General features: G+C 69.2%; 10 protein-coding genes. 8 read left to right on the top strand and 2 right to left on the bottom strand.

Features of this window, described 5'->3' with window-relative positions:
• The 8 genes from BHU15_RS17185 to BHU15_RS17220 form a co-directional block, all read left to right on the top strand.
• Positions 1 to 438, top strand: a 438-nt coding sequence (locus tag BHU15_RS17185) for an aldehyde dehydrogenase family protein (protein ID WP_141726833.1), incomplete at its 5' end; no start/stop codon positions are given.
• Between the two features lie 40 nt (positions 439 to 478).
• A complete protein-coding gene (locus BHU15_RS17190; RefSeq protein WP_069627999.1) occupies positions 479 to 1,726 on the top strand; it encodes an ABC transporter substrate-binding protein in 1,248 nt (415 codons plus the stop codon).
• A gap of 97 nt (positions 1,727 to 1,823) precedes the next feature.
• Complete coding sequence (locus tag BHU15_RS17195) at positions 1,824 to 2,990, top strand: ABC transporter ATP-binding protein (RefSeq protein WP_069628000.1); 1,167 nt, start codon at positions 1,824 to 1,826, stop codon at positions 2,988 to 2,990.
• The gene (locus BHU15_RS17200) at positions 2,987 to 3,931 is read left to right on the top strand and encodes an ABC transporter permease (protein ID WP_031229360.1); all 945 of its coding nucleotides are present in this window, start codon (positions 2,987 to 2,989) and stop codon (positions 3,929 to 3,931) included. Before BHU15_RS17195 ends, BHU15_RS17200 begins: the two co-directional genes overlap by 4 nt.
• The gene (locus BHU15_RS17205) at positions 3,931 to 4,725 is read left to right on the top strand and encodes an ABC transporter permease (protein WP_069628001.1); all 795 of its coding nucleotides are present in this window, start codon (positions 3,931 to 3,933) and stop codon (positions 4,723 to 4,725) included. The genes BHU15_RS17200 and BHU15_RS17205 overlap by 1 nt, the downstream gene beginning before the upstream one ends.
• A gap of 25 nt (positions 4,726 to 4,750) precedes the next feature.
• Positions 4,751 to 6,166, top strand: a complete 1,416-nt coding sequence (locus tag BHU15_RS17210) for an NAD(P)/FAD-dependent oxidoreductase (protein ID WP_069628002.1) — start codon at positions 4,751 to 4,753, stop codon at positions 6,164 to 6,166.
• Between the two features lie 204 nt (positions 6,167 to 6,370).
• Positions 6,371 to 6,922, top strand: coding sequence for a hypothetical protein (locus tag BHU15_RS17215; protein ID WP_069628006.1), 552 nt, complete (start codon positions 6,371 to 6,373; stop codon positions 6,920 to 6,922).
• A gap of 86 nt (positions 6,923 to 7,008) precedes the next feature.
• Complete coding sequence (locus BHU15_RS17220; RefSeq protein WP_069628003.1) at positions 7,009 to 8,835, top strand: chitinase; 1,827 nt, start codon at positions 7,009 to 7,011, stop codon at positions 8,833 to 8,835.
• A 31-nt stretch (positions 8,836 to 8,866) separates the two neighbouring features.
• Here the strand turns inward: BHU15_RS17220 and BHU15_RS42155 are convergent, their stop codons facing one another.
• Both BHU15_RS42155 and gabT read right to left on the bottom strand, forming a co-directional pair.
• Positions 8,867 to 9,226 carry a phosphatase PAP2 family protein gene (locus BHU15_RS42155; protein ID WP_329075726.1) on the bottom strand — a complete coding sequence of 120 codons (360 nt, stop codon included), beginning with the start codon at positions 9,224 to 9,226 and terminating at the stop codon, positions 8,867 to 8,869.
• 626 nt (positions 9,227 to 9,852) lie between these two features.
• On the bottom strand, positions 9,853 to 11,080 hold a 1,228-nt coding region (gene gabT / locus BHU15_RS17230; RefSeq protein WP_069628005.1), incomplete at its 5' end, for a 4-aminobutyrate--2-oxoglutarate transaminase.

An 11,080-nucleotide genomic window follows, 5' to 3' on the forward strand; every position in this document is an offset into this window, starting at 1 on the left:
GCCGCCGGTGACGACGCGGGCCTCGCCGACGGCGCGTACTACCGCCCCACGCTCGTCGTGGACGCCGCCCAGGACAGCGAGATCGTCCAGTCGGAGATCTTCGGCCCCGTCCTGGTCGTGCTGCCCTTCGACTCCGACGACGAGGGCATCCGCCTCGCCAACGACACCCCGTACGGCCTCGCCGCTTCCGTCTGGAGCCGCGACGTGTACCGCACGGGGCGCGCCACCCGTGAGATGAAGGCCGGCTGTGTGTGGGTCAACGACCACATCCCGATCATCAGCGAGATGCCGCACGGCGGCTACAAGGCCAGTGGTTACGGAAAAGACATGTCGGCGTACTCGTTCGAGGAGTACACACAGGTCAAACATGTGATGTACGACAACACCGCGGTCGCCAGGAAGGACTGGCACCGCACAATCTTCGGGGACCGTCTCTAACTCTCCTCACCCCCTCTCCTCACCCGAAAGGGCACCGCCCATGGAGCTGTACGAGCCCGACCGTCTCTCGGCGGCCCAGATAGCCGCGACGCGTCGCAGCCTCAGTAACGGACGGGGCGCGCTCAGCCGCCGTTCGCTGCTGCGCGCCACCGGCGCCGGGGCGCTCACGATCGGCGGCGTGGCAGGCCTCGGCGCCTGCGGGATTCCGCCCGCGAAGAGGGAGAGCGGCGGTCCCGCGTCCACCGATCACTCGGCGAAGGAGAAGCGCGTCGTCTTCTCCAACTGGACCGAGTACATGGACGTCAGCGAGGACGAGAAGAGCTACCCCACCCTGGAGGCGTTCACGAAGCGCACCGGGATCCAGGTGAAGTACACGGCGGACATCAACGACAACGTCGAGTTCTTCGGCAAGATCCAGCCGCAGCTCGCGGCCGGCCAGGACACGGGGCGCGATCTCATCTGCGTCACCGACTGGCTCGCCGCCCGCATCATCCGGCTCGGCTGGGCGCAGAAGCTCGATCCCGCCAACTTGCCCCACGCGTTCGCGAATCTGTCGCAGCAGTTCCGCTCGCCGGACTGGGATCCGGGGCGCGCGTACACGTATCCGTGGACCGGTATCCCCTCCGTCATCGCCTACAACACGAAGGCGACGAAGGGCCGCAAGATCGAGTCCGTCTCGCAGTTGCTCGACGATCCGGACCTCAAGGGACGGGTGTCGTTCCTCTCCGAGATGCGCGACTCCATCGGACTGACGCTGCTCGACATGGGCAAGGACCCGGCGTCGTTCTCCGACGACGACTTCGACGGTGCCGTCGCCCGTATACAGAAGGCCGTCGACAAGAAGCAGATCCGCCGCTTCACCGGCAACGACTACACGGCGGACCTCAGCAAGGGCGACATCGCGGCGTGCATCGCCTGGGCCGGTGACATCGTGCAGCTCCAGGCCGACAACCCGGACATCCAGTTCGCCATCCCCGAGTCCGGCTACATGATCTCCAGCGACAACCTCCTGGTCCCGGCGAAGGCCCGGCACAAGACCAACGCCGAGAAGCTCATCGACCACTACTACGAGCTTCCGATGGCCGCACAGCTCGCGGCGTACATCAACTACGTCTGCCCCGTCGAGGGTGTCGGTGCCGAGCTCGCGAAGATCGACAAGTCGATGGCGTCCAACCCACTGATCCTCCCGGACGCGGAGATGGCCTCGAAGTCCCACGCCTTCCGCTCGCTGAGCGGCGAGGAGGAGACGGCGTACGAGGAGAAGTTCGCCAAGCTCATCGGCGCCTAGGCCGTCGGCGCCGCCGCGCCAGGCCGTCGGCCGCAGGGGTCCACGGGCCCCCTCCGCTCCGTTCCTCCCCCCTCCCAAGCCTCCGGGATCGTGACCCATGACTGAGACCTCACCCACCGACCGGGGCGGCGACGACGTCCGCCTCACCGGGATAAGCAAGTCGTACGGCTCCTTCCACGCCGTCAAGCCCCTCGACCTCACCGTTCCCGAAGGCTCCTTCTTCGCCCTCCTGGGCGCCTCGGGCTGCGGCAAGACCACCACGCTGCGGATGATCGCCGGCCTGGAGGACCCGACCACCGGATCGGTCTTCCTCGGTGAGAAGGACGTCACCGGACTGCCGCCGCACAAGCGCCCCGTCAACACCGTCTTCCAGAGTTACGCGCTCTTCCCGCACCTCGACATCTACGAAAACGTCGCCTTCGGCCTGCGCCGTCGCGGCATCAAGTCGGTGAAGAAGCAGGTCGGCGACATGCTCGACCTCGTCCAGCTCGGCGACTTCGCGAAGCGCAAGCCGCACCAGCTCTCCGGCGGCCAGCAGCAGCGCGTCGCCGTGGCCCGCGCGCTCATCAACCATCCGAAGGTGCTGCTGCTCGACGAGCCCCTCGGCGCACTCGACCTCAAGCTGCGCCGCCAGATGCAGCTGGAGCTCAAGCGCATCCAGACGGAGGTCGGGATCACCTTCGTGCATGTCACGCACGACCAGGAGGAGGCCATGACGATGGCCGACACGGTCGCCGTCATGAACGCGGGGCGGGTCGAGCAGCTGGGCGCGCCCGCGGAGCTGTACGAGAATCCGCAGACCACCTTCGTCGCCAACTTCCTCGGCACCTCCAACCTCATCGAGGCGGACGTCGCGGAGAAGAACGGCGACGAGGTTGTGGTGACGTCGGCGGGCGTGAAGCTGCGGTTGCCCGCAGACCGTTGTACGTCGCAGGTCGCGGACGGCGGCCGGCTGCTCGTCGGCGTACGCCCCGAGAAGATCTCCCTCGCGCACGCGGACGACGCGGGTTCGGTCCCCGCGGGACGTAACCGGATCAGCGGGCGCATCGTCGACTCCAGCTTCATCGGGGTCTCGACGCAGTACGTCATCAACAGCCCCGTATGTGGGGAGTTGGAGGTCTACGCGCAGAACATCGAGCGCGACGGCCGGCTGGTTCCCGGGGCCGAGGTGGTCCTGCACTGGAACCCCGCGCACACCTTCGGACTCGACGCCGCCCAGGACATCGACGCGGGCGTCAAGACGGTGGACGAGGAGGGGGCGTGACCGCGACGGAAGCACCACCGGCGCCACCCACGCCGCCGACACCAACGGTCACCGAGGCGGCGGTGCGCAAGGTTCCGCGCCGTAAGCGCCTGATCCCGTACTGGCTGCTGCTGCCCGGCATCCTGTGGCTGCTGGTCTTCTTCGCGCTGCCGATGGTCTACCAGGCGTCGACCTCCGTACAGACGGGCTCGCTGGAGGAGGGCTTCGAGGTCACCTGGCACTTCGCGACGTACTGGGACGCGATCCAGGAGTACTACCCGCAGTTCGTGCGCTCGCTGCTGTACGCGGGCACCGCCACCGTGCTGTGTCTGCTGCTCGGCTACCCGCTGGCGTACCTCATCGCCTTCAAGGCCGGCCGGTGGCGCAACCTGCTGCTGGTCCTGGTCATCGCCCCGTTCTTCACGAGCTTCCTGATCCGTACGCTCGCCTGGAAGACGATCCTCGCGGACGACGGCACCGTGGTCGGCGCGTTGGACGCCCTCCGGGTGCTGGATGTGACCAGCTGGCTCGGCTGGACGGCCGACGACCGGGTCCTGGCCACGCCCATGGCCGTCGTCTGCGGCCTCACGTACAACTTCCTGCCGTTCATGATCCTGCCGCTCTACACGTCGCTGGAGCGCATCGACGGCCGGCTGCACGAGGCGGCCGGAGACCTCTACGCGCGGCCGGCGACGACCTTCCGCAAGGTCACCGTCCCGCTGTCCATGCCGGGCATCGTCTCCGGCACGCTGCTGACCTTCATCCCGGCGAGCGGCGACTACGTCAACGCCGAACTGCTCGGCTCCACCGACACCAAGATGGTCGGCAGTGTGATCCAGAGCCAGTTCCTGCGCGTGCTCGACTATCCGACGGCGGCGGCGCTCTCGTTCATCCTCATGGCGGTCGTGCTGGTCGTGGTCACCGTCTACATCCGCCGTTCAGGGACGGAGGACCTGGTCTGATGCGCTGGATCCGACGCAATGTGGTCGTCGTCGCGGGCCTGCTCACGCTCGCGTACATGATCCTGCCGAACCTCGTCGTGATGGTGTTCTCCTTCAACAAGCCGAAGGGGCGCTTCAACTACTCCTGGCAGACGTTCTCGCTGGACGCCTGGAAGGACCCGTGCGGCGTCGCGGACCTCTGCGGGTCACTGACGCTCTCGTTCCAGATCGCCGTCTGGGCGACGATCGGGGCGACCGTCCTCGGCACCATGATCGCCTTCGCCCTGGTCCGCTACCGCTTCAGGGCGCGCGGCGCGATCAACTCGCTGATCTTCCTGCCGATGGCCATGCCCGAGGTCGTGATGGCCGCCTCGCTGCTGACCCTATTCCTGAACATGGGGGCGGAGTTGGGCTTCTGGACCGTCCTCATCGCGCACATCATGTTCTGCCTCAGCTTCGTGGTGACGGCCGTCAAGGCGCGCGTCATGTCCATGGATCCGAAGCTGGAGGAGGCGGCGCGCGATCTCTACGCGGGGCCCGTACAGACCTTCGTACGGGTCACCCTGCCGATCGCCGCACCGGGGATCGCGGCGGGCGCTCTGCTCGCCTTCGCGCTCTCGTTCGACGACTTCATCATCACCAACTTCAACGCCGGCTCGTCCGTGACCTTCCCCATGTTCGTCTGGGGATCCGCCCAGCGCGGCACACCGGTGCAAATCAACGTCATCGGGACGGCGATGTTCGCCATTGCGGTACTGATGGTGATCGGCGGCCAGCTGGTCAGCGACCGGCGGAAGAGGGCCGCGAAACCCTGAGCAGGACCTGAAGGAGTTGGAAGACATGGCCCCTGGAGCCATGCGTACAGCAGCCGCCTCACTCACCGACGCGCAGCCCGTCGCCTACTGGCTGGACGACCCCGGCAGGCCGGGCGCGGTGCCCGCTCTCGCGGGCGACGAACGCTGCGACCTGCTCGTCGTCGGTGGCGGCTACAGCGGCCTGTGGACCGCGCTCCTCGCCAAGGAGCGCGACCCGCACCGCGACGTGGTCCTCATCGAGGGACGAGAGGTGGGCTGGGCGGCCTCGGGGCGTAACGGCGGCTTCTGCTCCGCCTCCCTCACCCACGGGCTCGCCAACGGGCTCAGCCGCTGGCCCGGCGAGCTGCGGACCCTGGAGGACCTGGGTGGCAGCAATCTCGACGGCATCGAGTCGGCCGTCGGGCGCTACGGCATCGACTGCGATTTCGAGCGCACGGGCGACATCTCCGTGGCCATCCAGCCGCACCAGCTCGACGACCTCCGTCAGTTGCACGCGGAGGCGACCGAGGCCGGTTTCGCCGGTCTGGACCTGCTCGACGGCGAGGAGGTCCGCGCGGAGGTCGACTCGCCCACGTTCCTGGGCGGCCTCTGGGACCGGCGCGGCGTCGCCATGCTGAACCCGGCGAGGCTCGCGTGGGGGCTGAAGCGCGCCTGCCTCGATCTCGGCGTACGGATCTACGAGAACACGCCCGGTCTCGAACTGGCGCGCTCCGGGCCCGGCGTGGCCGTCCGCACGCCGTACGGCCGTGTCCTGGCCCGCCACGTCGCGCTCGGCACGAACGTCTTCCCGTCGCTGGTGCGGCGTGTGCGCCCGTACACGGTGCCCGTCTACGACTACGCCCTGACGACCGAGCCTCTTGACGAGGAGCAACTGGGCGCGATCGGCTGGAGGGGACGGCAGGGGCTCAGCGACGGCGCCAACCAGTTCCACTACTTCCGGATCACCGCGGACAATCGCATCCTGTGGGGCGGCTACGACGCGATCTATCCGTACGGAGGGCGCCTTGACGCCGCACTCGACCACCGCCCCGAGACGTATCTCAAGCTCGCCTCGCACTTCTTCACGTGCTTCCCTCAGTTGGAGGGCCTGCGGTTCAGCCACGCGTGGGGCGGCGCCATCGACACCTGCTCGCGGTTCTCCGCCTTCTTCGGTACGGCGCACGGTGGGCGGGTCGCCTACGCCGCCGGGTATACCGGCCTCGGCGTCGGCGCCACCCGCTTCGGCGCCGACGTGATGCTCGACCTCCTCGCGGGGGAGCGGACGGAGCGCACGGAGCTGGAGATGGTCAGGACGAAGCCCGTGCCCTTCCCGCCGGAGCCGGCCGCCTGGGCCGGTATCGGGCTCACCAAATGGTCTCTGGCCCGCGCGGACGTCAGAGGCGGGCGGCGCAATCTATGGCTGAGGGCCATGGACCGGGTGGGGCTGGGCTTCGACAGCTGACCTCCCGTCGGTCCCCGCGCACCTCGGTGCGGATCCTCCGTACGGAGGGCGATTGCCTGGTTCCTGACCGGGACCGTCACCCAGGTCGGTGGTGGTGTGATCCACATCACCACCGACCGGCCCTGAACTCGCGTAATGATCCGGCGCGACCTCCCTCTCCCTCTGTGGACGCACTGTCCAACAACGTGGAGCGGAGGCCGCATGATGACTGACTCGAGGGCCCACTCGGGGGCGAGGGCCGCGCTGGACTGGCTGGCGTCGGTCGCGCCCGATCCCGACGCCTGCCGGTGGGAGTGGGAGCGGAACCCGCACGGGGTCGCCCTCCTTCCCGCGGGGAAGCGCTGGGACGTCCTGATCCTCCCCGGTGGGCTGGGGTATCCGACGCTTGAGGTGCTGAATCGTCTCGTCGACCGGCCGGGCCCCGTCCTGGCCGACTTCGGCGACGCGCGCCTCGGCTTCCTCGTACCGCCGGGCACCGTCGCCCGCTGGATCGGTACGGGGGTACGGGGCGCGGGCAGCGGCACCTGGATCGTCGTCCCGTACCCGGGCCGTACCGGCGGCGGCGTCCGCTGGCTGGTCCAGCCCGACGGTTCCGGCACGCTGACCGACCCGCCGTTGCTGGAACTGGCCATGCATGAGGCGGCGGCAGGGATCGCGGGGTCCGCGCGGGGCGCCGACGACGGTGCCAGTGGCGCTGGCGACGGCGGCCGGGGACGCGCGGGCGGTGTGCGCGGTACGGGGGAGTCGGAGTCGTAGGGCGCCAGAGGTCTTGACAACAGGATTGGTCTGGACCATGTTGTGCCCGGCTCGGTCACTCAATTCCGCCATGCCCGGAGGCAGTTGTGGAACGCAGCAGACGACCTTCTCGGTACCCCAGGTTCCTGGCCGCCCTCGCGGCTGCCGTCCTCACCGCCGGCGGCCTCGTCGTGTCCGCCGAGACGGCGCGCGCGGCCGACGCGGACGTCGCCACCAACGGCGGCTTCGAATCCGGCCTCGCGGGCTGGAGTTGTACGGGCGGCAGCGGCGTGACCGTCAGCAGCCCCGTGCACGGCGGCGCGGCCGCGCTGAAAGCCACCCCGGCGGGCAGCGACAACGCGAAGTGCACCCAGACCGTCACCGTCCGACCCGACTCGGCGTACACGCTCAGCGCCTGGGTCCAGGGAAGTTACGTCTACCTCGGCGCCTCCGGGACCGGCACCACCGACGTCTCAACATGGACCCCGTCCGCGCCCAGTTGGCAGAAACTGACCACCTCCTTCCGGACCGGTCCCGCCACCACATCGGTGACCCTCTACACCAACGGCTGGTACGGCACCCCCGCCTACCACGTCGACGACCTCAGCCTCGTCGGGCCGGGCGGCGAGACCGGGCAGCCGCCCGCCGCCCCGTCGGGGCTCAGATCCTCGACGGTCACCGCGTCGTCGGTCGGCCTCGCCTGGTCCCCCGTGGCGGGCGCCACCGGCTACACGGTGCACCGTGACGGCGCCCCGGACGTGAACCTCACCGGAACCTCGACCACGATCACCGGGCTCAGCCCCGCGACCGCCTACCGCTTCCAGGTCTCGGCCACCAACGCCGCGGGCCGCTCACCGCTCTCCTCCGCCGTCACCGCCACCACTCAGGCAGGAGGCGGGGGCGGCAACGGGTCGGACCTCCCCGCCCACGCCCTGGTCGGCTATCTGCACTCCAGCTTCGCCAACGGCTCCGGCTACACCCGCATGTCCGACGTGCCCGCCTCCTGGGACGTCATCAACCTCGCCTTCGGCGAACCGACTTCGGTCACCTCGGGCGACATCCGCTTCAGTCTGTGCCCCGTCGCCGAATGCCCGAACGTCGAATCCGTGGCCGAGTTCAAGGCCGCCATCAAGGCCAAGCAGGCTGCCGGCAAGAAGGTCCTGATCTCCATCGGCGGTCAGAACGGCCAGGTCCAACTCGCCTCGACCGCCGCGCGCGACGCCTTCGTGAGCTCCGTATCCAAGATCATCGACGAGTACGGCCTCGACGGCCTCGACATCGACTTCGAGGGCCACTCGCTCTCCCTCAACACCGGCGACACCGACTTCCGTAACCCCACGAGCCCCGTCATCGTCAACCTGATCTCCGCCGTGAAGAGCCTCAAGGCCAAGTACGGGGCGGACTTCGTGCTCACGATGGCCCCGGAGACGTTCTTCGTGCAGCTCGGCTACCAGTTCTACGGTTCCGGCCCCTGGGGCGGCCAGGACCCGCGCGCCGGGGCGTACCTCCCCGTCATCCACGCCCTGCGCGACGACCTGACCCTGCTGCACGTACAGGACTACAACTCGGGGCCGATCATGGGGCTCGACAACCAGTACCACACCATGGGCGGCGCCGACTTCCACATCGCGATGACCGACATGCTGCTCACCGGCTTCCCGGTGGCCGGTGACACCACCAAGGTCTTCCCGGCGCTCGACCCGCGCCAGGTGGCGATCGGGCTCCCGGCGTCGTCGCAGGCGGGCAACGGCCACACCGCCCCGTCGGAGGTGAACAAGGCCCTGGACTGCCTCACCAAGAAGACCAACTGCGGGTCGTACCAGACCCACGGCACCTGGCCCACGCTGCGCGGCCTGATGACCTGGTCCATCAACTGGGACCGCTTCAACCAGTGGGAGTTCTCGCGCAACTTCGACGCGTACTTCGGAGGCTGAGCCGGACTGAACCGACCGGGCCCGCCCCGTGCTACGGGGCGTCCGTTCCCGAACCGGCGGCCCCGCGGTTGTCGATCCGCCGCAGGGCCGCCACCAACAGGGCCAGCAGCATGCCGCACAGCAGCCAGCTGCCGAGAACGTCCAGCGGCCAGTGATAACCCCGCAGCACCAGTCCGATGCCCGTCGCCACACTGAGCACCACGGCGACGGGCATCGCCCATCCGCGCCCGGCACGCCCCGTACGGGGCGCCAACAGCAGCGCGGCGCCGCAGTAGGCGACCATCGCCGTCGCCGTGTGACCGGACGGGTAGTAGCCGGACTCCGCCGTGAGCGGCCCCGGCCGGTCGATCCACAGCTTGAGCGGCATCACGAGCACCGGAACGGCCGCCATGGCCAGTACGACCGCCAACGCCCGCGCACGGCGCCCTCGCCACGCCGCGTACCCGACCGCGACGGCCAGGACGGGGAGGGCGATCGCGATGCCGCCGAGATCGGCGAGGAACTCCGTCAGCCCGATGGGACCACGTCGGTAGGCCGTGCGCCCCAGGCGTTCGTCGGCGTCACGGAGCGGGCCACCGGCGACGACCTGCCAGCTGACGAGCGCGAAGAGAACGGCGCAGAGGGCGAAGGTTCCGCGGGAGGTGAGGTGTCCGAAGGGACCGTCGGAGCCGAAGCGTCCGGAGAGGAATGTCGGCCGCCCCGGAACAGGGGGGGTAGTTCCGAGACGGCCGACGGGACCGGGTTGCCGCGCGCCCCGGGGGGTTTGGGGCGGGCGGCCGTCCGATCGGTGAGGAATTCCGGAGCTGGATGCTCCAGTGCGCCCGAAGACGCGACCAGAACGGGGCTGGGGACGCCCCGCCATGGGTTCGCCCGCAGTCTCCTGCGAGCGGGGTGTTTCGTTCATCTGCCGAAACCGTACGTCAGGGCCGTGAGGTCCGACAGCGGGAAGCTGAACCCGCCATCGGCCCCGCACAGCTTCTTCACAGGCCCCGCCCCGGGGCCCGGCGTACTGCCCGGTCAGAGCCCGGCGAGCGCCTGCTCCAGGATGTCGAGCCCCTCCGTAAGGAGGTCCTCGCCGATCACCAGCGGCGGCAGGAAGCGCAGCACGTTGCTGTACGTGCCGGTGGTGAGGACCAACAGCCCCTCCATGTGGCACGCCTTGGCGAGAGCGGCCGTCGCCTCCGGGTTCGGCTCCTTGGTGTCCCGGTCCTTGACCAGTTCGAGTGCGAGCATCGCGCCGCGGCCCCGTACGTCGCCGATGACGTGGAACTTCTCGGCCATCTCCTTGAGACGAGGCTTCATGATCTCCTCGATGCGCCTGGCCTTCGAGACGAGGTCCAGCTCGCGCATCGTCTCGATGGCACCGAGCGCCGCGGCGCAGGCCACCGGGTTTCCGCCGTACGTGCCGCCGAGGCCGCCCGAGTGCGGCGCGTCCATGATCTCCGCCCGGCCCGTGACGGCGGCGAGGGGCAGGCCACCGGCGATGCCCTTCGCCGTGGTGATCAGGTCGGGTACGACGCCCTCGTCCTCGCACGCGAACCACTGCCCCGTCCGGCAGAAACCGGACTGGATCTCGTCGGCCACGAAGACGATGCCGTTGTCCTTGGCGAACTTCGCGATGGCGGGCAGGAAGCCCTTCGCCGGCTCGATGAAACCGCCCTCGCCGAGCAGCGGCTCGATGACGATCGCCGCGACGTTCTCCGCGCCGACCTGCTTGCTGATCTCGTCGATGGCCTGCGCGGAGGCCTCGGCGCCCGCGTTCTCGGGGCCGGTCGGCCAGCGGTAGCCGTACGCCACAGGGACGCGGTAGATCTCCGGGGCGAACGGACCGAAGCCGTTCTTGTACGGCATGTTCTTCGAGGTCAGCGCCATCGTGAGGTTCGTACGGCCGTGATAGCCGTGATCGAACACGACCACAGCCTGCCGCTTGGTGTACGAGCGGGCGATCTTCACCGCGTTCTCGACGGCCTCGGCGCCCGAGTTGAACAGCGCGGACTTCTTGGCGTGATCGCCCGGGGTCAGCTCGGCGAGCTGCTCACAGACCTCCACGTAGCCCTCGTAGGGCGTGACCATGAAACAGGTGTGGGTGAAGTCGGCGAGCTGGGCGGTGGCGCGGCGTACGACGGCCTCCGCGGAGGATCCGACGGAGGTCACCGCGATGCCGGACCCGAAGTCGATGAAGCTGTTTCCGTCCACGTCCTCCACGACGCCGCCGCTCGCGCGGGCGGCGGCGTCGTGGAGGACG

The organism is Streptomyces niveus (assembly GCF_001723055.1).
GTDB classification, from domain to species: Bacteria; Actinomycetota; Actinomycetes; order Streptomycetales; family Streptomycetaceae; genus Streptomyces; species Streptomyces niveus.

Excerpts from the sequence above, each read along its gene's own strand:
- BHU15_RS17210 (WP_069628002.1), top strand. The coding sequence starts at position 4,751 with ATGGCCCCTGGAGCCATGCGTACAGCAGCCGCCTCACTCACCGACGCG.
- BHU15_RS17205 (WP_069628001.1), top strand. The coding sequence starts at position 3,931 with ATGCGCTGGATCCGACGCAATGTGGTCGTCGTCGCGGGCCTGCTCACG.
- BHU15_RS17215 (WP_069628006.1), top strand. The coding sequence starts at position 6,371 with ATGACTGACTCGAGGGCCCACTCGGGGGCGAGGGCCGCGCTGGACTGG.
- BHU15_RS17190 (WP_069627999.1), top strand. The coding sequence starts at position 479 with ATGGAGCTGTACGAGCCCGACCGTCTCTCGGCGGCCCAGATAGCCGCG.
- BHU15_RS42155 (WP_329075726.1), bottom strand. The coding sequence starts at position 9,226 with ATGGCGGCCGTTCCGGTGCTCGTGATGCCGCTCAAGCTGTGGATCGAC.
- BHU15_RS17195 (WP_069628000.1), top strand. The coding sequence starts at position 1,824 with ATGACTGAGACCTCACCCACCGACCGGGGCGGCGACGACGTCCGCCTC.